Annotated in this window: 14 protein-coding genes and 2 pseudogenes; 9 read left to right on the plus strand and 7 right to left on the minus strand. The window is 73.9% G+C overall.

The features are described 5' to 3' along the window. The first annotated feature begins 328 nt into the window (after nt 1-328). From WA762_RS21805 to WA762_RS21830, 6 genes are all read left to right on the plus strand, one after another. On the plus strand, nt 329-1,195 hold the full coding sequence (locus tag WA762_RS21805) for a DUF4132 domain-containing protein (RefSeq protein ID WP_335937665.1): 867 nt from the start codon (nt 329-331) through the stop codon (nt 1,193-1,195). Next, entirely contained in the window at nt 1,192-6,111 is a 4,920-nt protein-coding gene (locus tag WA762_RS21810; RefSeq protein WP_335937666.1) for a DNA-binding protein, read from the plus strand. The genes WA762_RS21805 and WA762_RS21810 overlap by 4 nt, the downstream gene beginning before the upstream one ends. Nucleotides 6,112-6,247: 136 nt before the next feature. Next, the gene (locus tag WA762_RS21815) at nt 6,248-7,402 is read left to right on the plus strand and encodes an ATP-binding protein (RefSeq protein WP_335937667.1); all 1,155 of its coding nucleotides are present in this window, start codon (nt 6,248-6,250) and stop codon (nt 7,400-7,402) included. Next, nucleotides 7,399-11,178 carry a vWA domain-containing protein gene (locus WA762_RS21820; RefSeq protein ID WP_335937668.1) on the plus strand — a complete coding sequence of 1,260 codons (3,780 nt, stop codon included), beginning with the start codon at nt 7,399-7,401 and terminating at the stop codon, nt 11,176-11,178. The genes WA762_RS21815 and WA762_RS21820 overlap by 4 nt, the downstream gene beginning before the upstream one ends. Beyond that, a complete protein-coding gene (locus WA762_RS21825) occupies nt 11,175-13,049 on the plus strand; it encodes a hypothetical protein (protein ID WP_335937669.1) in 1,875 nt (624 codons plus the stop codon). The genes WA762_RS21820 and WA762_RS21825 overlap by 4 nt, the downstream gene beginning before the upstream one ends. A 211-nt stretch (nt 13,050-13,260) precedes the next feature. Next, nucleotides 13,261-14,409 carry a glycosyltransferase gene (locus WA762_RS21830; protein WP_335937670.1) on the plus strand — a complete coding sequence of 383 codons (1,149 nt, stop codon included), beginning with the start codon at nt 13,261-13,263 and terminating at the stop codon, nt 14,407-14,409. Nucleotides 14,410-14,681: 272 nt separating this feature from the next. On the opposite strand, the gene WA762_RS21835 is transcribed toward WA762_RS21830, so the two are convergent. Next, nucleotides 14,682-15,290 (minus strand): TetR/AcrR family transcriptional regulator, encoded by a 609-nt coding sequence (locus WA762_RS21835; RefSeq protein ID WP_335937671.1) that lies wholly within the window; start codon nt 15,288-15,290, stop codon nt 14,682-14,684. 141 nt (nt 15,291-15,431) lie between these two features. On the opposite strand from WA762_RS21835, the gene WA762_RS21840 reads away from it, so the two are divergent. Both WA762_RS21840 and WA762_RS21845 read left to right on the plus strand, forming a co-directional pair. Further along, nucleotides 15,432-16,223 (plus strand): cyclase family protein, encoded by a 792-nt coding sequence (locus tag WA762_RS21840; RefSeq protein WP_335937672.1) that lies wholly within the window; start codon nt 15,432-15,434, stop codon nt 16,221-16,223. 54 nt (nt 16,224-16,277) lie between these two features. After that, a complete protein-coding gene (locus WA762_RS21845; protein WP_335937673.1) occupies nt 16,278-17,210 on the plus strand; it encodes a fumarylacetoacetate hydrolase family protein in 933 nt (310 codons plus the stop codon). Between the two features lie 70 nt (nt 17,211-17,280). On the opposite strand, the gene WA762_RS21850 is transcribed toward WA762_RS21845, so the two are convergent. Continuing rightward, the gene (locus tag WA762_RS21850) at nt 17,281-17,406 is read right to left on the minus strand and encodes a hypothetical protein (protein WP_335937674.1); all 126 of its coding nucleotides are present in this window, start codon (nt 17,404-17,406) and stop codon (nt 17,281-17,283) included. 146 nt (nt 17,407-17,552) lie between these two features. Continuing rightward, nucleotides 17,553-17,777 (minus strand): hypothetical protein, encoded by a 225-nt coding sequence (locus WA762_RS21855; RefSeq protein ID WP_335937675.1) that lies wholly within the window; start codon nt 17,775-17,777, stop codon nt 17,553-17,555. Between the two features lie 408 nt (nt 17,778-18,185). Here WA762_RS21855 and WA762_RS21860 point away from each other — a divergent pair, with 408 nt between their 5' ends. Then, nucleotides 18,186-20,369, plus strand: a complete 2,184-nt coding sequence (locus WA762_RS21860) for a TerD family protein (protein ID WP_335937676.1) — start codon at nt 18,186-18,188, stop codon at nt 20,367-20,369. A gap of 258 nt (nt 20,370-20,627) precedes the next feature. On the opposite strand, the pseudogene WA762_RS21865 reads toward WA762_RS21860, so the two are convergent. The 4 genes and pseudogenes from WA762_RS21865 to WA762_RS21880 all read right to left on the minus strand — a co-directional run. Beyond that, nucleotides 20,628-20,835 (minus strand): annotated as a pseudogene (locus WA762_RS21865) (DUF2201 family putative metallopeptidase); the annotation flags it as partial. 500 nt (nt 20,836-21,335) lie between these two features. Then, nucleotides 21,336-21,965 (minus strand): hypothetical protein, encoded by a 630-nt coding sequence (locus tag WA762_RS21870; protein ID WP_335937677.1) that lies wholly within the window; start codon nt 21,963-21,965, stop codon nt 21,336-21,338. Further along, entirely contained in the window at nt 21,962-22,402 is a 441-nt protein-coding gene (locus WA762_RS21875; protein WP_335937678.1) for a hypothetical protein, read from the minus strand. The genes WA762_RS21870 and WA762_RS21875 overlap by 4 nt, the downstream gene beginning before the upstream one ends. A gap of 659 nt (nt 22,403-23,061) precedes the next feature. Further along, nucleotides 23,062-24,184, minus strand: a pseudogene (locus tag WA762_RS21880) (transposase); the annotation flags it as partial. Nucleotides 24,185-24,294 lie beyond the last annotated feature (110 nt).

The raw sequence follows: 24,294 nt of genomic DNA on the forward strand, positions 1-24,294 counted from the left end.
GGCCGGGGCCCCCCCCCCGCCCCGGTCTTCCTGCCCCGTTTCAGTGAGAGGTGGGCGGTCCCGGGGATCTCCGCGCAAGTGAACTCGCGTCGTCCGGGCGGGACGACGAGCAGCGCTCCGACGCCCCACAGGCGGGGGGAAGCGTAGGGCTGCCCGCAGTCGGCGGCCGGGCATCCGTCCATGCCAGGCCGCCGAGAGAGCGCCGCGGACCGGCCTGCGTTGTCAGTGGCCCTCGCTAGCCTCTCCTCTCATACCGCAGTTCAGGGGCTTCGTGGCCCTTGGTTCGGGCTGCGCTGACATCTGATGGACAGGCGGAGGGGCACGGCTGATGGCGTGGCTGGCAGCGGGTGAGGGGTACGAGATCACCCTTGAGGACAGGCGTGTGGTCGCCCGGCGGGTCGGGGGGCGGCAGCTGAAGGCGCTGCCGAAGGCGTTGCGCGACAGTCCCGAGGTCGACCGGCTGAGGCAGCTGGCCGAGTGGCTGGACCGGCATGCGGCCTCGTGCGTGGCTCAGGTGGATGCCTGGATGGTGTCGTCGCTTCCGGTTCCGACCGAGCTGATCGCGCGGGTGTGGCCGGACGAGGCGTGGCAGGCGGCGCTGCGCGACATGGCCGTCGTGGGCGACGATCCGGACGAGGTCGGCTTCCTGCGGGACGTCACCGGCGACGGAGGGCTCAAGGTGGTCGACCTCGACGGTGAGACCGTGCGGCTGTCGCCGCGCACGGTGACGCTTCCCCACCCCGTCCTCCTGCCGGACCTGGACGACGTACGGGACTTCGCGGCCGATCTCGGCATCACCCAGGAAGTGGAGCAGATCCACCGGGCGACCTGGACCAGGCCGGACGGGCCGGATGACGGGCGCCCGGAGACGGCGACGGAGATACGGGACTACGCGGGCGGGAAGTTCGCCTCGCGGTTCGGTCTCGCGGCGCGCGCCACAGGCCTCGGCTACCGGGTGTCCGGTGGCTACGCCACGTGCAAGGTACGTGATGGGGGCCGCAGCACGGAGGCGTCGGTGTGGATCGGCGAGCCGTACTGGGACGGGGAGTCGGAGACCGGCGGGCTGAGCTGGCACGACGAGGACGGCCGCGCGGTGCGGCTGACCGAGGTCGGGCCGGTGGCCTGGTCCGAGGGGATGCGCATGGCCGCCGCGCTGTACGCCGGCCGCACGATCGAAGAGGGTGGGGAAGCGTGACCAGGACGGTTGGGAACGACAACGAGGAGCTGCTCGCGGCGGGCGCGGTCCTTCCGGCCGACGCGCGGGATGCGGGCCCCTCAGCCGTCGAGCTGACCGCGCGGGCCTATCGCCACGCGGTCCTCGGCGAGGACCGGGTCGTCGTGCGGCTGGCCGCGGCCGAACTGGGGCCCGCCGAGGACCGCGCCGCCGGCTTCCTCGGACTCGAGCCGCAGGGCGAGCCGGCCGTGGTCGGTCTCGGTCGGCGCCGGGAACTCGGCTTTCCCGAGTGGGTGCTGGTGCACCACCCCGAGGACGGGCACCACGCCCTGGCGGTCGTGCCGGAGCTGGACCGGCTGGCCCGGCAGGTCAAGACCAAGCCCAAGGCCGCCCTGGACGCCTGCCACGAGCTGGCCGGGCGGCTCGCCTCGGCCGTCCCGCACTTCCTGCCCGTCTTCTACGAGCAGGCCGCGCGGGTCTTCCTCGGCGTCGAGAACCGCACGTACGCCGGCCAGCTGTTCGCCCGTGCCCGCACGAGTGAGGCGCAGTACGGACTGACGGTCGACCAGGACCGGCTCGACGCCCTGTTCCTGGAGTTCGCCCTGGCCGGCGCGCTGCCGGTGAAGGTCCTGACCGGTTACGGCAAGGACCTGTCGGCCCGGCTCGCGCCCGTCGAGGCGTACGAGCGGTTCCGGCGGCTGTGCGTGCGCCGGACCGCCGGCGGTCTCGCGCCGTCCGCCCAGGCCGCGGTGGAGCTGAAGCGGCTCGCCCGCGCCGCGGCCCTGTCCGGCGACGAGGCGGAGCAGGACTACCTCGCCGAGCTCCTTCCGCTGCCGGCCAGCTTGCGGGCCGCCGCCGGCTGGTGGAAGTCGCACCGCGGCGCGCTGGTCGCGCTGGCCCGGCGCGTTCCGTCCGTGCGGGGCACGCTGCTGTCGATGACCCCGCCCGGGGACAACGGGGACATGACCGAGCTGTGGCTGGGCATCATGGCGGAGTCGGGGGCCGATGCCGGTCTCGTGGACGCCGGCCTGCCGCGGGAGGAGCAGTGCTCCGACGGCGCGGCGGGCTGGCTGGAGCGCTTTCACGGTGCCCGGCACCGCGGTTGGGGGCCGCGCCCGACGCCGCCCGCTCTGCTGGAGCTGGTCGAGCGGGCGGCCGGCCGGCTGCGTGCCGATCTGGCGGCACGGCCCGAGGGCGAACGGTTCCTGCGGATCGGCGTCGAGGACGTGAACCTGCTGGATCTCCTGCTCTCGCTGGAGATCGCGGTCGCCGACCCCGAGGAGAAGTCCGCCCACCACCAGCGCGGCGACGCCCTGAACCTGTCGGACTGGGCCCGCGGCGAAGAGCCGCGGGACCTGATCGCGCTGGCGGCCGACCCGCGCTTCCGGCCCGCCTTCGGGCGCGGGGCGAACAGCTACAACAGCGCGTCCTTTGGTGCGGACGTGATGCGGCGGCTGGCCGCCTCGCCGGGCGGCCGCCCGATGCTCGCCGAGTGGATGCGCGAGGTGGCCGCCTCGTCGGTGGCGTCCGGGCTGCCCGGTCTGCCGAAGTCGATCGAGCGGCTTTCGTGGCTGCCCTCCGAAGCGCTCGCGCTCGCGCCGCAGGAGGTCGCGGCCGCGGCCGGCGCCGATCTCGGCGAGGCCCTGGCGCGCACCCTTCGAGGCGGTCTGTGGGAGGAGCTGCGCTGGCCGGCGTGGGAGGAGGCGCTGACGGAGCTGGCACCGGAGCGCCACACCACCGAGGGTCTGACGGTCGTCGAGGCATGGCCGTACCTGATCGTCGCCAACGAGACGCAGGTGCGCGTCATCGACGCCGACTCCACCGTTCTCGTGCACGATCTGCGGGTGCCCACCACGTCCGTGTGGCGGACGGGCTTCCACTACGTGGACGGTGCGTTGCTGGTGTTCTGGAACACGTACGGTCGCGGCGAGCCGCAAGGCTACTGGCACACCGCGCCCGACACGGTGTTCGCTCTCGCCGGAATCGGCGCCGGCTCCTGGGCCATGCGTTCGGATCACCTCAGCCTGCAGCTGCCCGGCGGCGGCCGCACCACCGGCGGCGGGGTCCTCCACGGCGGCGACACGAAGCTGCCCGCGGAGCGCGCGCTGCTGTCCGACGGCACGTCGTACTGGGTGTGGCAGGACAGGGACGGGAAAGACAAGGGCGGCTGGCTCGAATACGACCCCGTGGGCGGCGCGTACGGCCGGCGCTCGCAGCCCGGATTCCTCGCCGACGCGCTGCTGCCGCACGCCCCCGGGGCCGAGTTGGCGGCCGGCTCCTGCTGGCTGCGGCCCGCCCCGGAGGTGGCGGGTTCGGCCCAGGGGACGTCCGCGGACGGGCTCCTCGGCTGGCGTGTCGTGCGGCTGTCCGACGGCGGCCACCACGGCGAGGACACCACCGGACGGGTCGTCACCCTTCCGAAGGGCGCCGACAGGCCGGTCGCCGCGCTGACGTTCCCCGGCGACGACCGGCCGCGGGCGCTGACCCAGCAGTGGCGCGAGCTGTCGCTGAGCGACCCGGAGGGCACAGTCACGACGTCGGCCCGGTGCGACCACCGCAACGAGCTGTACGCGACCGCGGCTCAGGCCCTGCCGCCGCTGCCGTACCTGCACATGCTGCGCGCGCGTGATCCGCAGGGGTCGGCGGCGCTGCGGCGCGCCGAAGCGGAGTCCGCCGGAGCCCTGCTGAAGGCGGCTCTGCTCGCGGAGCGGGCGGCGGACCTGCCCGAGCTGGTGAGCGCCGCGCTGCCGCAGATCTCGGCCCCCGAGCTGGTCGCCGGCGTGGTGAAGGAGCTGCGCTTCGCGGTGCGGCAGCAGAAGACGCTGGACGCCGTGGCCGCACGGCTCGACCCCGACGCCGAGCCCGCGGAGGTCCGGGTCCAGGGACCGAGCGACCACGCGCTCGCCAAGGCGCTGCACGGCATCGTCGACACCGGCTACCACCGCTACGGCGCGGACGCCGACGTGACCCACCGATACCTGGAGACCCTGGCGTCCGTGCGCGCGGACACCGCCGCCACGGCGCTGCCGGGCCGGCTGCACTTCGATCTGCCGTCGCTGCCCTACTCGGGACTGCCGTTCGCCTCGCTCCTGGACGAGCCGGCCGCGATCGCCTACCGGGCCGTCGCGCCCGGCAGCGACCCGGCACACCGGGCGGCCCTGCTCGAAGTCCTCGACCGGGTGGACGCGCTGGGACTGGCCTCGACGGCGGCCTCGGCCGGTCACTGGCGCCGGGTCCTGGTCCGCCTGGCGACGCCCCACCTGCACACGCCGGACGGCCAGCGGCGCAACGTCGCGCACCGCAGTGTGCTGCCCCTGGGCGGCGGCGCTGTGCTCGGCATCACCGAGCACAACTCCGGCGTCGACGACGGATGGGAGTTCGGCGCGCTGCTCCACGACCCGAGCGGCCGTTTCGAGGTGCCCGGCCCCTACACCGTGAGCGGCGACGCGCCGGTGGGCGACCGGGTGCGCGGCGCCGACTGGCTGACCGGCTTCCTCGGGGAGGCGCGGTCCCGTGAGGCGGTGCCCTTCCTGCCCGAGGCCGCCGACGAGTTCAGCCGCCTCACCGGTGTGTCCCGGGCGCTGGCCCGGATCGTTCTCGCGGGCATGCCCGATGTGGACAGCTGGGAGAACAACTTCCTGCCGACCGAGCTGCGCAAGGCGCTCGGGCTGAAGGTGGCCGAGGCGGGACACGCCCGCGACGAACTGCGCGCGCTCCCGGTCGAGGTACGCCGGGCGGTGCTCGCGGCGCTCCTGCCCGACGACCCGGCACGGCTGTGGAGCGAGGGCCCGGACGTGGCGTCGGCGGCCGCCGTGTGGAACGAGAAGGTCGGGCGGCGCCGGCAGGTGCCCGACTGGCTGGCGGCGGAGGCTGCGCGCGCCGCGCGCGGCAACTGGCCCGTGCACCGGGCGCTCCCGGCGCTGCTGGAACCGGCGTCGTCGCCGGAGCTCGGCGTCGACGTGCCGTGGCGCATCGAGGGCGATCATCCGGCGACGGCGTCCCCCGCCGATGCGCCGTTCACCTCGGCGGTGCTGGTCGGCTCGATGAGCCTGATGGCCTGGCTGGCCCACCGGCTGCCCGCCGGCGATCCGGTGCGGGCGGCGCTGCCGAGTGCGCTGACCGCCGTGCGGCAGCGTCTCGCGGCACCCGAACTGCTGCTCTCCGCGGGGCACTACACGAGCCTCGCGGACTTCCGGAAGGCGGCCGGCGCCCCGACGGAGACGGCACAGGACCACGAGCGGTACGGCGCGGTGCTCATGGCCACGCAGGACGGCCAGCCCCAGCCGGCCATACGGCCCGCCCTGCTGGACTCCACCGGCTCCGACCCGTACCTGGTGGCCCTGCGCGGCGCCGATCAGCAGCCGACCGAGGTCGAGACGGCCCTGCGGCGGGCGTACGACCCGGCGTTCGCACGGCTGCTGGCCGATCCGGGCGCGCCCGCGGCCGGAACGGCGGACGACGAGGGCCTGTGGTGGCCGCAGGATCCGTCTCGTTCGGCGCCCCAGCGGGTGGCCGAGGTCGCCGAGGCACGCGGTCTGACCCCCGACGCGGCGACGCTGTACCTGATGCTGCTGGCCATGCCCGACCCGACGGACCGCAACATCGCGCGATGGACGGGGTGGAAGCCGGCCCGTCTCAAGGCGGCGCGGGCCGAACTGGCCGAGACCGACTTGGTGGTGTCGGTCGTCCGGGCCCGGGCGGGACGCTCGCTGGTCCTGCCGGGCGCCTGGGCGGAGCAGTCGGCGCCCGTCCTGCCCGTCGAGCAGTGGAAGCTGCCGATGTACGGGGTGGTCGCGGGCGGCCGCCCGGTGCTGGGCGCCCTGGTGCCGACCGAACCGGCCGCGGAACTGTTCACCCGGGCCTGGCAGCGGATCCTCGACGGCGACCTCCCGCGCTTCGAGGAGCTGAAGGTGCGGCGTACGAGGCGCCGCCGCTGAGGCGCCGCCGAACGCTGCCCGAGCCGCCGCCGACCGGCCGCCCGTCGTCGGCACGGCGCGGCGCGCCCGCCCGGGTGCGCCGCGCCGGTCCCCGACCCGTACGCACACCTGTCGAACCATTCCGAAGGAATCCCGCATGACCGCCACCGAACAGACCGCACCCGTCCGGCAGGGCCAGCCGGCCGAGGAGCGCCACGCCGCCGAACTCGCCTTCCTCGCCGCCCAGGACCCCGGGCCGCGGCCGCCCGGCTGGGCGCTCACCCCTCGCGCGGTGGTCACGTTCGTCTGCGGCAGCGACGGCGTGGAACTGGCCCTGCCCCGGCGCCGCGCCGGTCTGCCGTCGAAGCTGCTGATCGCCCCGAAGTTCGTCGGCGAGCGCGCGCTGGTCGAACGCTGTGTGGTCACCCTCGCCGGAGAGCGCGGGCTGCTGCTCACCGGCGAGCCCGGTACGGCCAAGTCGATGCTGTCGGAGCTGCTCGCGGCCGCTGTCAGCGGGACCAGCGCCCTGACGGTGCAGGGCACGGCGGGCACCACCGAGGACGCGTTCCGCTACGGCTGGAACTACGCCCTGCTCCTCGCCCAGGGCCCCACCCCGCAGGCCCTGGTGGACTCCCCGGTCCTCGCCGCCATGCGGGCCGGACGGGTCGTGCGGGTCGAGGAGATCACCCGCTGTCTGCCCGAGGTCCAGGACGCCCTCGTCTCCATCCTGTCGGACCGCCGGATCAGCGTGCCCGAGCTGACCTCCACCGAGGACGCGGTCGTCCGCGCCGTCCCCGGCTTCACCGTCATCGCCACCGCCAACCTGCGCGACCGGGGCGTCTCCGAGATGTCGGCCGCGCTGAAGCGCCGTTTCAACTTCGAGACCGTCGACCCGATCGCCGACGCCGACGCCGAGGCGGTCCTGATACGCCGCCAGGCTGTCGCCGCCGTGCAGCGGGCGGGCGCGGCCTTCGCCGTCGACGACGCCGTCCTCGACGCCCTCGTCACCGTCTTCCGCGACCTGCGCTCCGGCCGCTCCGACGAGGGCTGGGACGTGGAGCGGCCGGGTACGGTCATGTCCACCGCCGAAGCCGTCCAGGTGGCGGCGTCGCTGGGGGTCGCGGCCGCCTACCTGCCCGGCGAGGACGTGCTCGACCTGCTGCCGGGACATCTGCTCGGCGTGGTCCGCAAGGACGACCCCGCCGACCACGCACGGCTGCTGGGCTACTGGGACGGCCCGGTGCGCCGCCGCGCCGAGAGCGGCTCGGCGATGTGGCGCCGGCTCTGGGACCTGCGCGGGAGCCTGCGTTGACGACCGTCGATCCACGGACGGCCGTGGACGCACTGGCCGCATCGCGTGCGCCGTACCTGCTGGGAGTGCGCCACCACAGCCCGGCGCTGGCCGCGGTGGTACCCGCCCTGCTGGAAGAGGCGCGGGCCGAGGTGGTCTGCGTCGAGCTGCCGACCGACTTCCAGCCCTGGGTGGAACACCTGGCGGCCCCCGAAACCGTCGCCCCGGTCGCCCTGGCCGGGGTGGGCGAGGGAGGACGGCTTTCGTTCTACCCGTTCGCGGACTTCTCACCGGAGCTCGCCGCGGTCCGCTGGGCCGGAAGCCGCGGGGTGGAGGTCGTGTGCTGCGACCTTCCCCTCGGCGACCCGCGCTGGTCGGCGGGGGCACTCGGGCCGGTGCGCGAGCGGGGCGGGAGCGAGGCCGTGCCTCCCGAGACAGATGCGCCCTCGGGGGGCACGGGTGGGGACGATGCCGGTTGGGACGCCGGTTCTGACCCCGCTCCCGGCGAGGGGACGACGCGGACGCGGCGCTCGTACGCCGAGGCGCTCGCCGCCGCCGGGACCGGCCGGGACGGTGACGATCTGTGGGACCGCGCGGTGGAGGTGCTGGCTCCGGGGTGCGCCCCGGACGCGGTGCGCCGAGCCGCGCTGGGCGTGGGCTGGGCCCTGCGCGCCGACGCCGCCGTACCCGCCGCCGACCTGGCGCGGGAGGAACGGATGCGGCAGGTGATCGCCTCTGTCTCGGGGGACGGGCGCCGGGTGGCAGCCGTGATCGGCGCCTTCCACGCACCCGCGCTCCTCACGTCCACGGAGGCGGAGGCCGGAGCGGAGGCCGGGGCCGGGACGGCGAGTGTCTCCGGCGCCACGGGGCGGGCGGCCGTCCCGTCCGAGGCCGCGCCGCGCGGCGCGGGGCCCCGCGCATGGGGGTCCGGTACGGACGCGTCAGGAGTCCGGGCGGCCGGCAGGGCCGGGGAAGACGGCGCCGCGGCGACCGAGGGTTCGGCGGTGACCTCCCTCGTGCCGTACTCCTTCGACCTGCTCGACTCCCGGTCCGGCTACCCGGCCGGAATCCGCGACCCGTTGTGGCAGCAGGCGGTGCTCACCGCCGCCGGCGATCCGGAACGGATCCGGGAGGCGGCTGCCGACGCGGTGACCGGACTGTGTCGCGAGATGCGCCGCAGAGGTCACGCCGCGGGGACCGGCGAGGCCGCCGAGACGCTGCGCCTGGCCTGCGACCTGGCCGCGCTGCGCGGACTGCCCGCGCCCGGACGCGGCGAACTCCTGGAGGCCGTCACAGCTGTCCTCGGCCAAGGCGAACCCCTCGGTCGGGGCCGGGCCCTGGCCCGCGCGCTGGAGGCCGTGCTCGTCGGCACCGCACGCGGCCGGATCAGCCCGCACGCGCCCCGGTCCGGTCTCGGCCCCTCGGTCGAGGCCGAACTCGCGGAACTGCGGCTGCCCCGGCCGGACGACCCGGACCGCCGCGACCTGCGCCTCGACCCTCTTCGTTCACGGCTCGACGGCCGCCGCGAAGTGCTGCTCCAGCGGCTGCTGGTGATCGGCGCCTCGTACGGCGAACCCCTGGACGTGGCGAGCACGGGCGACGGCACCGCGCTCGGCACCAGGTGGCGTCTGACGTGGACGCCGTCCGTGCCCGCACGCCTCGACCTCGCGGGCGTGCGCGGGGTGACCGCGGCCCAGGCCGCGGCCGGCGCGCTCGTCGCGACCGCGCGCCGCGAGGCCGCCGAGGGCGGCCCCACCCCGGCCCAGACCCTCACCGGGCTGACCGCCGCCGCGCGCTGCGGCCTGCCCGAACTGGTCGACGCGCGCCTGTGCGAGGCCTCCGTCGTGCTGCCCGACAGCGCCGACCTGCCCGAGCTTCTCCAGGCCCTGGACCTGTTGGAGGGACTGCGGCGCGGCCACTACCCCGACACGACGCGGGACGCCCGCACGACGGCCGGCGCGCTCACGGAGGAACTCCTCGAGGCCGCGGTCCGGTCCCTGCCCGGCCTCGCCGGGAGCGACAGCGGCGCGGACGCCGCGGCGCTGGTGGCGCTGGCGGACGGGACGGCCGCCCGTCATCTGGGTCTGCGACTGGACAGGGCGCTCGCCGAGCTGGCAGCCGAGGGATCCCCGCTCATCCAGGGCGCGGCCCTGGCCGTACGCGTGCTGCTCGACCTGGACGACGCGGCCGGGCTGGGCGAGCGTGCGGCCGGCTGGATCGACGGGGCCACGGCTCCGGACACGCGCCGGGCGCTGGCGAAGCGTCTTGCCGGGCTGCTCACGGCCGCCGGGCCCCTGCTCCAAGCGTCACCGGACGCGCTCGCCGCGCTCATGGACCGGGTCGACGCACTGACCGACCAGGACTTCCTCGACCGGCTCCCGGCCCTGCGCGGCGGCTTCGACGCACTGGACCCGGCCGCGCGCGACAGGCTGCTCACCACCGTGACGGAGCGGCTCGGCGACCGGCTCGACCTGTCACTCGACGCCCCGCCCGAGCTGCTCGGCCTGTGGGCGGCGGCCGACGCGGCCGGATCGGCGGCGCTGAAGGCCCTGGGCCTGCCGGGCGCGGACGCTGACGCCGACGCGGGAACGGACCCGGGCTCGGACCCGGCCGACAACCCTCGCCTCGTGCCCCCACCCGCAGCCGACCGCGCCGCCGCGGACGACGCGGACCGACAGCTCGGCCGTGCCGACCGCTGGCGGTTGCTGCTCGGCCGCCACAAGGAACGGCTCACCCGCGACGCGCGCCGCTACGCCCACGCCCTGGACGAGCTCTACGGCCGAGGGCGCGGCGAAGGCGCCCAGGACCTGGCCGACGGCGCACCGGGCCGAGGCGGCGGTCAGGACCCCTCCTTCCCCACCGCGAGGGAGTGGGCGCAGGAACTGGAGGCCCTCTTCGGCGCCGACGTACGCGAGGAGGTCCTCGCCGAGGCCGCCGGCGCGGGTCGCACCGACGTGCTCGCGCACCTCGATCCGGCGTCGGTACGCCCGTCCGTGGAGTTGCTCGGTTCGGTGCTGTCCCTGGCCGGAGGCATGCCCGAGGCCCGACTCGCCCGGCTGCGTCCGCTGGTGAAGCGGCTCGTCGACGAGCTGTCCCAGGAGCTGGCCACCCGCCTGCGCCCGGCGCTCACCGGTCTGGCCACCCCGCGCCCGACCCGACAGCCCGGCGGACGCCTCGACCTCGACCGTACCCTGCGGGCCAATCTCGCCCACACCCGACGGACGGAGGACGGCCGGCTCGTCGTCGTACCGGAGCGCCCGCTGTTCAGCACGCGGGCGAGCAAGGAGACGGACTGGCGCCTGGTCCTCGTGGTCGATGCCTCCGGCTCGATGGAGGCCTCGGTGATCTGGTCGGCGCTGACGGCCGCGGTCCTCGGCGGGGTTCCGACCCTGTCCACGCACTTCCTGGCCTTCTCCACGCAGGTGATCGACCTGACCGACCGGGTCGAGGATCCGCTGTCGCTGCTGCTGGAGGTCCGGGTCGGCGGCGGCACGCACATCGCGGCCGGTCTCGCGCACGCGCGTTCGCTGATCACCGTGCCGAGCCGCACGCTGGTCGTCGTGGTCAGCGACTTCGAGGAGGGCGCACCGCTCGGCGGGCTGCTGGGCGAGGTGCGTGCCCTGGCGTCCTCCGGCGCCCACCTGCTGGGCTGCGCCGCGCTCGACGACACCGGCACGCCGCGCTACTCGGTGTCCGTGGCGCGCCAACTCGTCGCGGCCGGTATGCCGGTGGCCGCCCTCAGCCCGCTCGAACTCGCCCGCTGGGTGGGCGACCGCCTCCGTGGAGAACCCCGTTGAGCGCCGAACTCCTGCCCCCCGTCGCCCCCGACGTCCTCGCCGACGCCGTGGAGCAGCTCAGCGCACGGCTGCGCAAGAAACTCGACGCGGCGATCTCGGGCTGCGCCGACCGGGCCTCCGCCACGGCCGGCGGGGCGGTCGAGGTCCACTTCGGCGAAGACGCCACGGTCACGCTGCGCCCGGGGCCGTCCGGCACGGTCACGCACGCGGAACAGGCGGTGTGCACCTGCCTGCTGGCCCCGCGCTGCCTGCACCGGGCCGCGGTCCTGGGCGCGGCGCCCATCGCCGATGGGGAGGGAGACGCGGGCGGGGGCGACGACTCGGGAACGGACAGGGCCGCAGTATCGGGCACAGCCTCCGGCACGGGCGCGGGCCCCGAGGAGGCCGCGCCCACAGCCCCCGCCGCCGCCGAAGTCGCGGCCGCGGTGGTCCCGTCGGCCGCCCTCACCGCGGCGCAGATCCTTGCCGCCACGGCGCTGTGGGACGCCGCCGCCGAGGCCCTGTCCGCCGGCATCACGTCGGGCGGCGCCGTCGTACAGGCCGAGCTGCTCCGTGCCGCCCACACCGCGCGGCTGGCCGGGCTGCCGCGGGCCGAAGCGGCCGCGCTGCGAGTCGTACGGGGCCTGAGGGCCGCGCGGGAGCGGAGCGGGGGACAGCGTCTCGCCGACCTCACGGGAGCCTTCCGCGAACTGCTGGCCGACACCGCCCTGCTCGCCTCCGGGGCGGCGGACACGGATGCGGCGGGCTCCGCGCGCCGGGCCTACGAACAGGGCGGCAGCCTGCGGGTGTACGGCCTGTGCCGGGAGCCGGTGCTGTCCGCGACGGGGTACGGCGGAGTGACCACGCACCTGGTCGGCTCGGACGGTGCCGGTTACTCGGTGTCCGACGTGCGCCCCGGCGGCCTCGCCCGCGCGAAGGGTGCGGGGGCCGCGTCCGTGGCGCTCGGCGGCGCCGTCCTCGACCACGCCGGGCTGGCGCGCGGGGGTCTGCGGATCGTCGGCGCGACCGTCTCCGCGGACGGGCGGCTCGGGGCAGGGCGGGGGGTCGGCGCGACGCCACTGCGCGGGGTGGACTGGTCGGAGGAACCCGCCGCCGCCCTCTTCACCCGACCGGTGCGGGAGGCGATGGCCGCTGTGCTCGCCGACGGCGCGCCCGGGGCGGGCGGACTCGGCACGACGGCGCCGAGTCTGCTGGGCTGCGACGTCGAGGTGATCGGCACGGCAGGCGACTCTGTCGTCGCCCGCGTCGCCGGTGAGGGACCGCTGCTGCGGCTCCGCCCCGCACACCCCCACCCGGATCTGCCGCACACCGCCAACCTGCGCCGGATCGCCGAACACCCGGGGCTCGTCCTGCGTGTGCTCGGCCACCCCGACCTGGACCGGGCGGCGACGCTCCGGCCGTTGGCGGTCGGGCCGGTGCCGGGGGAGTCCGCCACGCTGCGGCTGCCGGACGCGTGGAAGGGCCGTGCCGACCTGGGCTATGACCGGCTCCAGGGCGAGCACCTCCCCCGCGAGAAGGCGGGATCCGCGGGCCGCGAGCCCGTCACCGCGGGCCCCGACCCGCTGGCAGAGGCGCCGCTGTGGCGTGTCCGGCGCTTGTTGGAGACGGGCGTCGCGGGCGGTCGCCGTGCCGTGGCCGAGGCGGGCCGAGGGACGGACGCGGCCGCGCTCTCCGCCCGCCTGACCCGGGCGGAACTCGGCGTGGCGGCCCGTCTCGCACAGGCCCTGACCACGGAGGCGGGCCGCCGGCCCCGCGATGCCTTCGGCCGCCTGACCGACCCCTCGGCCGACGCCTACGCGAGAGCCTGGCTCGCCTCGGCCGTGCACCTGGCGGCTGCGGAACGCTCGCTGGTGGCCGCGTCCTGGTCGTGACCCATGTGCCGCTGAGCCTGCCGGGCCGCCTGCGCCGCCCGGTGGGCTCAGGCGGTCCCGGGCCCGAGTGCTTCCGGCGTTCCGCACCACCGGGTGCGGCAGCCCGTCTGCGAACTCCTCCACCGAGCCGCTCCCGGACCATCGGTCAATTCGGCGGGAAGCCGGTGCGTCATGATCGGATCGCCAATCGGTGAAACCTCTTGGAGTCTCCGTGACATTACGGATAGCAATCACTGCCGAGCCGATACCTTCGCACGTGTCCGCGCTCGATTACGTCACCGGCCCGGCCCTTGAGCAGGGCCACGACGTCGCGCTCTACGCCCCCTCCATGTTCCGCCTCGAAGCCCGGCGGCGAGGAGTGGAGTTCCGCAGGGCAGGAACAGACTGGACCTGCCATCCCGCCGTTCAGCGGGCGGCGAGTGGGATCTGGAGGGGGTCCGGAAACGCACCCTTCAACCGCTACGTCTTCGGTCGGCTCTGGCCGGATCAGGCCGAACCGAAGGCCCGTGATCTGATCACCGCGTGGACACGGGCGCGGCCTGACCTGGTGATCGCCGAGTGCAGCGATCTCGGCGCGCACCTCGCGGCGAAGGTCCTGCGCCTGCCCGTGTTCGCAGCGGACAACGGACTCGGCCCGGTGCTCCTGGACCTCTGGGACACCGACATCGCGCCCGCGTTGGCTCCCCTCTACGAGCAACACGGGCAGGACACACCCGTACTGCCTCCGATGCTCACCCCCGCGCCGGTCCGGTGGTTCTACGAGACGCCCCCTCCCTCGGCACGCGCCGTCCGACGTACCGTCGCGGAATTCCGCACCGCCCTCCCCGAATGGCTGGACCGCTCTCGCTCCTCCCGCCCGCTCGTCTACGTGAGCCTCGGCACGCTGACCACCACGATGTCGGGTCTCCGTGGCGTCGTCGGGAGTGCGTACCGGGAGATCATGGCCGCACTTTCCGCAATCGGCTGCGATGCGGTCGTGTCCGCGGGTGACCTCACCGAGGACCTGCGCAGCGCGGACCCTCGCATCGCAGTCGTCGAGCACGTCCCGCAGCCCGCGCTCCTGCACCGTGCCGACCTGTTCGTGACGCATGGTGGCCGGGCATCCCTGCTCGACGCGGTGCAGGGCGCAACGCCCGTCCTGGGCATGGGTGTTCTCGCCGACCAGCCCTGCAATACCGCCGCTTTCGCCCGGCGCGGCCTCGGCCGCGCGCTGGAACTCACGGCGACGCGCGGCGAGATCGCCGACGCCATGACGGCCGTCCTCGGCAACTCCCGCTACCCCGCCGCCATGAACGCCGCCGGCGCCGAGCTGTCACAGCTGCCACCGCTCGACATCACGGAACTGCGGGACAGTGTGTGATTCACGAGGCGCTCGGCCTCGGGGCGAGCGCCTTCCTGTTCATCGTGCCACGGCCGACCTCGACGGACGCCGTGGCACGGCGTCCGGTGGCCCCGGCCGGCGTGGGTGGCCACGCTCATCAAGGATCCCCGGGATGGCAGCGCCGTCCGGGCCTTCGGCGGGGCAGTGGTGACCTTCGGCAACGCAGCGGTGTCGGCGCGGCTGCGGGCGGGGCGCCTCGCCTGCCCGGCGGGGCCTGGGTCTGGCCGGTGGGGTTCGGGGGCGGGTGCGGGTCAGGTGCCGGACGGGGTTTCGGGTCCGGTGCCGGTCAGCGCGTCGGTGTAGATGCCCGTCATCGCGGTCACGGCTCGTCGGCGGTCCAGGGCGGGGTCCAGGCGGTGCTGGATGTTGATGCCCAGAGTGCTGCCGAGCAGTGCCGTCGCGACGGCGTCCGGGTCGGTGACATGTGCCCCGGTCGCGCGCAGGTGGTCGGCGTACAGGCTGCGGATCCTGGCGTACTCCTCGGCGTACGTCGTGCGCAGGGCCGACTCGCGGCTCACCGCCTCGATCAGGAGCGTCGAGAAGATGTGCGCCTCGGGCCGTGACATCAGGGCGAAGTTCGCCTCGATCAGCGCCTCGATTCCCGCGTCCGGCCCGGCGGCGGCCAGGCGTTCGCGCATGAAGTCCGTGCCCCACCGGAACGCTTCCTCGATGACCGCCTTCAGCAGCCCGTCCTTCGAGCCGAAGTGCCAGGCCACGGAGCCCCGGCTGATGCCGGAGCGCTCCGCCACGGCCTGGACGGACGCCGCTGCGGCCCCGCCCTCGGCGGCGAGTTCCCACGCGGCTGCCACCAGCCGGCGCCGGGTCTCTGCGGAGATCTCCTGTTTGCGGGTCGCACCCACGCGGTGTCCTTCCCAACGTCGCGGTGGCCTGACACGGCCGATTCTGTCACGTCGGCCGGGCGACGCCGGGGCCGGCGAACTCTTGCCTATGTCGCCCGTCCAGTTCTATGCTGAGCGTCCAATAACTAGAGAGGGCTCGTCATGGAACTGATCGACCTCACCAGGACGCTGGACCCCGCCGACCGCGAGCGGCTCCCCGAGCAGCTGCGCGCCCTCGCCCCGGTGGTCGCGCCCGCCGTGGCCTACGCGCACCCGACGGGCGAGGGCCGAGAGCAGTTCGCCGCCGCCATGCACTGCGGCGTCGAGGACCTGCCCGACGGCGAGGGCTGGGGCGCGGAACTGCTCACCGACTTCAACTCCCACCTCGGCACCCACGTCGACGCCCCGCTGCACTACGGCTCGACCTGCGAGGGCGGGCCCGCCCGCACCATCACCGACATAGCCCTGGACGAGCTGTGGTGCGAGGCACTCGTGCTGGACCTGCGCGACCGATGCGAACCGGACGCCCCGATCACCGTCGAGGCGCTGAAGTCCGCCCTCGCCGACAACGGCGCCCCGGTCCCCGCCGGCGGAGCGGTCCTCCTGCGCACCGGCCAGGAGCGGTACGGGTTGTCCGACCCCGAGTTCTTCCGCTACCCGGGCATGAGCCGCGAGTCGACGTTGTTCCTGGCAGGCCTCGGGGCCAAGGTCCTGGGCACCGACGCCGCGGGCTGGGACCTGAGCTTCTCCGTGATGGCGCGCAAGTTCCGCGACAGCGGCGACAACTCCGTGCTGTGGGACGGCCACCGGGCCGGCCGCGAGCGGGAGGTCTTCATCGTCCAGCAGCTGACGAACCTCGCCGCGCTGCCCCCGTCGGGGTTCCGGGTGGCGTTCTTCCCGATCAAGATCGCCCGCGCGAGCGCCGCCCCGGCCCGCGTCGTGGCCTTCGTCTGACCCCCCGATCCCCGCAGACCGACCCCGGCACCCTGCTGAGGAGAGGAACCGATCGTGAAACTCGCAACCGTGGAGTACGACCGCGTCGAGCGGACCGCGCTCGTACTCGACCAGGGCGAGCGCCTGCTGCTGCTCGACCGCGCCCACCGCCTGGTGACCGGCGAGCACGCCCCCGCGCTGACCACCATGCAGACGATCACCGACGGCGGCGAACCCGTACGGCAGACCCTGGAACGGCTCGCCGCACAGGCCCCGCCCGAAGCGGCCGTCGCCGCGTCCGAGGTGCGCTGGCTGTCCCCGCTGCCCAGGCCCGTGCAGATCCGGGACTTCGGCAGTTTCATGGATCACTTCCGCAACGCCCGCTCCCGGATCCAGGGCATCCCGGCCGACCAGGTCGAACTGCCCGCCATCATGCTCGAACGCCCGCTGTACTACGTGACCAACCGGCTCTCCGTCACCGGCCACGACAGCGACATCCACTGGCCCGCGTACTCCTCGGTGCGGGACTACGAGCTGGAGTTCGCCTGCGTGCTGGGCCGCGGCGGCACGGACATCCCCGCGGCGGACGCTCCCTCCCACATCTTCGGCTACACGATCTTCAACGACTTCAGCGCCCGCGACACCCAACTGGAGGAGATCGCCACGGGGCTGGGCCTGAGCAAGAGCAAGGACTTCAGCGACTCGAACGTCCTGGGCCCGTCGATCGTCACCGCCGACGAGCTCGGCGACCCGTATCGGCTCACGATGACCGCCCGCATCAACGGCGAGGAGACCAGCCGGGGCACATCCGCCGACATGCACCACACTTTCGCCGACATGATCGCCTTCGCCTCCCGGTCGACCCGGCTGCACGCCGGAGAGGTCCTGTGCTCGGGCACCGTGCCCACCGGCTGCGGACTAGAGCACGGCCGCTACCTGAAACCCGGCGACACCGTGGAACTCGAAGTCTCCGGCCTGGGCGTGCTGCGCAACCGGGTCGTGTCATGAACCGCGAAGCACTCGTCCTCGGCGTCGGGGAGGGGGCGGTTCCGCCGGCCGAACCGGGCGACGGCCAACCTCAGTAGCGGAGTGCCCGGTCGCGCTCGTCGATGACGGCGGCCCGCACCTCCAGGGTGTTCGCGGCGATCACCTCGCCCGGGGCGACGCTGAGGTCACGGGCGAGCCGCCCGGGCCGCGCGCACACGGGGCCCGTCGGGCAGCGCGACCGATGCCCCCCACGAGCAGGAGGTGCAGCCGAGGCACAGGCGTGCCGTCCAGACCCTCGGCCTCGTCAAGGTCCCAGCCCCACGGGTAGAACTCTCGGTCAGACGACGATGCTGCCGAGCGCGGTCAGCCGGTTACGCTCGCATGCCCCGGGCCGTCGACCCGGTCGACGAAGTCCGCGATCAGCGCGAGCGCGCACGCCATCGCACGCGGCTCGCTGCCCAGGACCGGCCCGGCCTGATCCCGCCATGCAACCGGATCGCCTCCCTCGAACACGACACCCACGACCTGGCGCACCATCGGCAGGTCGGACGGCTCCACCGACCCGGACCACTGGCCCACCTTGTCCACCAGCGTGTCGGTGACCGCTCGGCGAACCGCTCGCCGCCGAGCCGGCCGCCGCCGATCAGCTCCGGAGCGCCGCCGATCAGGAACACGGTTCCCCGCGACAGCTCGTGGACACAGTGGAGGGCCGTTGCCGCCGCGGCGCTCGGACAGAACCGGCCACCCGCCCGGATCCGCGGTGGACGGAGACCGGCGTGGCGGGTGCGGGCGACACGGGCACCGGGTCTGTTGTCATGCCGTGTGCGGCAGTTCGTCCCCTGCCCGGTCAGCCGGAGCAAACCCCAGCCCGGGCCCGGACGGCTCCCTCCTCGGCACCTTCATCGGCCCCTCGTCCCGCAGGGTGGCGGGGCGAGGCTGCGATGGATGTTCGAAAACCAAGTGCCTCGGTTCGTATGGGTCTGGGAACATGCCCGGATGGTCCACCGTTTCGAGCCCCTAGTCATCCGGCACGCCCACCGCCTTCCCTCCACCCCTGGTCCAAGCGGGCACGGGGATGTCGCGGCACGGCAGTTCGACGCGGCGCTGATGTCCGTGGGATTCAAGCTCTCGGCAGACCTGTTGAAGCACCTGTCGGCGCTGTCCGAGGGGACGGTCGTCGACACTGCCGTACGGACGCTGGAGACCGTCCGGGCAATGGTCGGGGACCACGTTCAGCACAACACGTACTTCGTCGACTTCCCGGCCAATGTGCCGGACACATACGAGTTCTGGCACCAGTGCATCGCCCAGGCGCTCGCCGACCACATCTCCCGCGAGGGCACGCTCGACCAGCTCCGCAGCGGCGCGGTGGACCTGCTGACCCTGCCCTCGTACGGGACGTACCAGCACACGTACGCGGCCATGCTCGCCGTGCACGACGAGCTGATCGCCGCGGCGGGCGACCGCGTGACGGTTCTGCACCTGGGCGGTGCGCCGGACGACGAGATCAGCGCGCTGTACCTGGCCCTGGCCGGGAGCACGACGCCACTGGGCGACGAGGCCCTGCTCGACCTGGCGGCGCTCGCGGGGCACTGCGTGGACGGCCCGCAGCCCGAGGCCATTCCGGTGCGGGAGAACCGCGCCGTCGTCAACCGCGCACGGCTCGAGACCGGGGCGGACCTCCTCGTCGACACCGTGACCGACGTGCTGCGTCTCGCGTGCGCGCTATCGGACGGCGATGTCACACTCACCGACCCGACCCGGTTCCGGTCGCCCTCGCGCCGGGTCCGCCGCGCTCTGCTGGCGGGCCTCGACGCCGTCGTCGCGGCGTCCCCGGCCAAGCTGGCCGACGTGGCGGCGCACAGCGAGGCGTTCAAGCGGCTCGGCGAGCGCCTGCACGCGCACGAGTACCGGGCGCGCTGGCCGCACGCCGCCGAGGTGTTCGCCGTCGCCCGGGGCGAACGGGAGGCCCGGTCCCTCGACAGCCGGGTCGAGGAACTGCTCGGCGCGGGCGACGTCACCGGAGCCGTAGGGCTGCTCACTGCCGCGCCGGGCAGGCTGTTCCGCGCTCTGGACCGGCTGCTGCGCGCCGGCGCCACCCAGGAGGAACGCGAAGCGGTGGTCGTGGCCGCCGAACAGGTGGCCCCGCAGGTGGCCGGCCGGGTCCTGCTGTGCGTACGCGAGCACCTCCACAACCGCACCGAGCAGCACGAGGACGGCGGTGGCCGCCGGGTGTTCGTCAACCGGCTCGGACGCGCCTGGGTCACCGACGACACCCGCGCCCCGATGCCCGCAGCCGAACGCGGCCGCGTGCTCGCCGCCCTGGACGCCGAGCTGGGCCGCCGCCTGCCGGCCCCGGGACACCTGCTGATCGACCCGGACGTCCTGGATGTCGCCCTGCCGCTGAGCGGCAGGGCGACGGCGGCCGGCCTCGGCGTGCTGCCCCGCGGCTCCCGGTCTCCGGTCGACGGCGAACTGCTGCGGTTCTTCGTGTACTGGAAGCAGACGAGCCGCTCCACCGACTACGACCTGTCGGCGCTGATGCTGGACGCCGAATTCCAGACCATCGGGTGGCTGTCGTACACCGCCCTCACCCAGCTCGAGGGCGAGCACTCCGGCGACATCACCGATGCCCCGGACGGCGCCTCGGAGTTCATCAACCTCCGCCTGGGCACCGCGCGCGGCGCCTTCATCGTCCCGCAGGTCAACATCTACTCGGGCGAGGGCTTCGAGGAGACCGAGGAGTCGTTCTTCGGCTTCATGCTGCGCGACGCCGACCAGCGGGGCCGCCCCTTCGAGCCGCGTACGGTCCGCATGAAGTCCGAACTGCGCGGCCCGGGCCGCGTCGCGCTGCCCCTGGCGTTCGTACGCGAGGACGACGGAAGCTGGCACGCCAAGTGGCTGCACCTGTACCTCAAGGGCAACCCCGACTCCAACCGGGTCGAGGGCAACCGCGTATCGGTCGCGGCGCTGCTGCGCGCCGTCGTCGAGCGCGAGCAGCTCACCGTCCGCTACCTCATCGACCTGATGGCCGACCGCGCCACGGCCACCACACGGTGGGACGGCACGACGGCGCCGCAGGGCCCGGTCACGTACATCGGGCTGGAACGTCCGGACGGACTGCACCCGGGCTCACGGATCATCACGCCGGAAAATCTGCGCGACTTGATCCCTGGCTGACTGATAACGTCGACCCCGGCGAGGCCATGAAGGGACTTCCTTCTCACACCACTCCGAAATTAGTCCCTTCGCTTTCCTCGTTCCCGACTTGACGCCGGGTGCCACACGGCACCCGGCGTTGTCGTCTGCCCAGGCCCGATCCGCCCCTGACCCGGGCACGCCCCGCCCCACGCCGGGCTTGCCCGGTCCGGCCGTCGAGGGTCCGAAGGCGGTAGGGGCGTACCGACGGCGCCACCCCATCGACACGCCGGACAGCCCTCAGCGCCGACGGAACACCGGACCCCGGGACGTGAAGGGGAGCGAGGCCCCCGGGACGAGGTACGCGTGTTCGGTACGGACGCGGAGCACGTCGCAACAGCCGTCCGTGATGACGAGTACGGGGCGCCGTCGGCGGGAAGTCGTCCGCGCGCTGAAGGATGTCGATGCCCAGCTGGAGAACGGTGCCGCCACGACCGTGCACACGGACCCAAAGTATCGGCCGGTGTCTCATTTCAGCGGATTGGAGGCATACGGCCGCAAGGGCAGGCGGGGTACGTACGGCGCGTGCCCCCAGGCGACGCACCCCGGCCCAGGGGCAAGAGAGGTCGCGCCGACCCTTTCCGACCGCGCCTCGAACCGGCCCTCGCACAGCCGGCGCCGTACTGGTACCACTCGCTGTGCGGCCCTGACGCGATCGCCGCCTGGCTGGCCATCACCGAGCGCCGCGACGTTCTCGCACACCGGGTCGCGAACTTCGCCCTGGCCTCGGTACGGCGGCCGGCCCGGCCCGGGGGACCGCACCGGCCTTGTCCCGGCCGCCCTGAGCGCGCTGCGCGGTCGGGGCCGTACTCCCCCCGTCCCGGACGGGGCTGACGCCGGGGCTCCGTCTGCCGTCCGCGGTGGTCGTGAAAGGCGTTCGGCGACCCGGGTTACGCGGACCCAGGCGTGGCCACGTCCTCGGGCGTGCCTGTTGTCGGCCGCCGGTTGTCACCAGGTGGTGAGGTCGACCGCGTGGGCGCAGTGCGGGTCGGTGCCGGGTGTCCAGCGTTCTCTCTCCTGTACGAGTGTCGGGAGTGCGGCGAGCAGGGCGGTCAAGGCGCCGGTGAGGCGCACATCGACCGCGACCGGCCCGGCGGCCTCCTCGACCGCGATGTAGAGCCGCATGCTGTCCTGTCCGGTGAGGAGGAAGCCGCACAGCGGGGGACTCGGCGGTGTCTCGGCGAACGGCCAGGCCAGCGTACGCAGCACGCGCAGTACACGGTCCGTGCTGGTCGGCGGGGCGGGCTCGACGGCGGAAGGGTCCACCCGGACCAGAGCCATGCCCATCACGGACGCGTCCGGCTGTGGGGGGCAGCCGGATGCGAGCGTCCGCGTCCAGCCCAGCACCAGCGGGGCGGTGACCGGCTCGTCATCGTCGTCCACCAGCGGCACCTCGTAGGCGACCAGCTCGTCCGGTGCCACGGCGTCGACGCCACCGGTCACGATCCGGACCGCGTCCCGCGTCGGCAGCACCCCACGCAGGAAGGTCCCGTCGACGAGAGGCACCGCCGTGTAGTCGAGAAGGAACTGCGTGAGGTACGCCTGCTGCTCGACCGTCTCCCCGCACAGCCCACTCACGCGTTGATCCAGGCCGGGCACTTGGTGACGCCCTTGCAGTAGGCCGTGATGACGCCGATCTTCTTGCCCTTGCCCGCGTCGTACTCGCCGTCGGCCGTGCGGCGGGCGTACTGCACGATGACCACGACCTCGACGAACCGGGTTCCGTTGCGGGCGACCCCGTAGTACTCCAGGCGCCCCCCGCTCTTCTTGTCCACCTTCCCGGCCAGAGCCGCGTCGACGACCCGGCACTTCCTGATGTTGTGCTTGCCGGAGAAGTGATTCCAGCCGAGATCGCCGTTGCCGTACCGAGTAGGGATCACCCGGCCCTCGGGATCGGTCTCTTCGCACTTCGCTTTCTTGTTCCAGTACCGCTGCGCCGCCGAAGCGTCGGGCACCGGCCCGGCAACGAGCACGGCACCCACGGCTGCTGCGGCCAAGACGCTGATCAGCTTCATGACCGCACCGTGGCACGCCCCGGCCGGTCTTTGCCGACAGGATCGTTTCCCCGCCCCCGGACGAGTGACTCGGGCCCAGCACACGAATTGACCGGCCGGGGACGGCGAGCGCCGCAGCGCCACGCCCTGCGGTCCGGACCACCGGGTTTGCTGCACCCGCCCGTTCGTCTCGCCGGGGCGCGGTCTCCGCTCTCCGTACCGCCTCCCACCCAGCACACCGTCCCGCCGGCCGGATCCGCGGCCCGTCGCCGCGTACTCCCGGCCGCTCGGCGGTCCATTCACGATTCCGATCGGATAGTTGGTTCAGGCCGAAACTCCCGCCACCCGGACGCCAACGGAATTTCATGCGGGACACGGGCTCATGCAATCCATGCGGTTGAGAGCCCGGAGGCGTCGGTCATCTGGGCGTGGGGGCGTCCCGCGCGACCGCTGACCACCAGGACGCTCGCCCCTCGCGGTTGTGCCCCAGTCCAGCGGCCGGGCACAACCGTGCCCCAGCCCAGCGGCCTCACACTCGCCCGCCCCCGAAGCCGACGACACCTCCCGCTCTTCGCCTGCCACGGCCCGACGCTGCTCCTGGCCGCGGTGCTCGTGCTCGATCGGGTGGGAGAAGCGCGGGAAGCGCCCCCGCCCCGGACGGCCTGTCAGGTGTCGGCGTGGCGGGCCTTCGGGCGGGTCCAGCCGGGTGTCTGCTTCATCAGCCGGAAGGTGTGCTCCAGATCGAAGCGGCGGAGGAACGTCTGCCACCAGCGGTCGGCGTCCGTGCCGGTGGCGCCGATGGCCGAGCACCACAGCCACAGGGGTTTCGGGTCGCGGTCGCCCGGCAGGTGCTCGACTTTCAGGCGGAGCAACGTGCCGTGCAGGACAGGCAGTTCTTCCTTCGTGTGTTCCAGCCAGGGGCCGCGGTGGGTGAGCCGGGGGTGCATGCGGTCCCAGGCCATTGCTTCGGCGGTGCCGTAGTGGGTGGTGTCCGTGGACGTGGTCACCTCGGGGGTGTGCCTGGTCTCGGGCCGGGCCAGGGCGAGAACGCCGCCGTGTCGGCGCGGACGCCCGCCCCTGGGACCGGAACGGGCCGGACCCGGGTCGCGGAGCATGACACGGTCCGAACGCAGACGCCCGAGCAGCACGAGCGGCAGATCCGCCAGCGCGTGGGAGAGGTAGGCGACGTCGTAGCCGGAGTCCATGACGATCAGCATCTTCGGATCTCCCGGCTTCCACTGCCCTGCGAGGATCAACCGCTCTGCAACGCCGCCGGGGTTGGGCTGCCGTGACGGCGGTCGCGTCGTCGGCGGGCCCCAGACGCACAGCGTCCAGCAGCGCGACCCAGGAGGTGCGGCCCGTTTCCAGGGCGGCGACGAAGGAGTACGGCCAGCCCGGCACGAACTGGTCCTTGCTGCGGGCACCGCGTCCGCAGACGTGGCAGAACAGCCGGTCGTCGCTGGTCGGAGCGTCAGGGCGGAGCCAGTTACTCACGTCCACAGCCAGTACGATCCGCCCGTCGGCCGCCTTCGGCAACGGCAGGCCTGCCGGCGTGCGCCGCAACCGCACCGGCTCTGCCCAGCCCCGGTCCAACGCTGCGTACAAAGCACCATGCCCACGCCGGTGCTCGAGGGCCAGCGACAGCTCCACCAGCGTCTTCACCGGCCCGTCCACGCACAGCACCGCGTCCGTGAGCTCGAAGAGCGCATCCGCCCGAGCGTAAAGGCACTCGTAGAACGCGACCCGAAAGCGGGACAAGACATCCAACGCCTCGCCTGCGGGCCCTGGGACAGGGAGACTCATACGCAGCGGCCGTTCTCTCGTGCTTCGTGACTCGACATCTCGAAACGTGGAGAACGGCCGCCTCAGCTGTCCCGGGAAGAACCGCAGATCAGCAGGTTGGGTGACAGGCG

This window comes from Streptomyces tyrfis, from assembly GCF_037034285.1.
Lineage (GTDB): Bacteria > Actinomycetota > Actinomycetes > Streptomycetales > Streptomycetaceae > Streptomyces.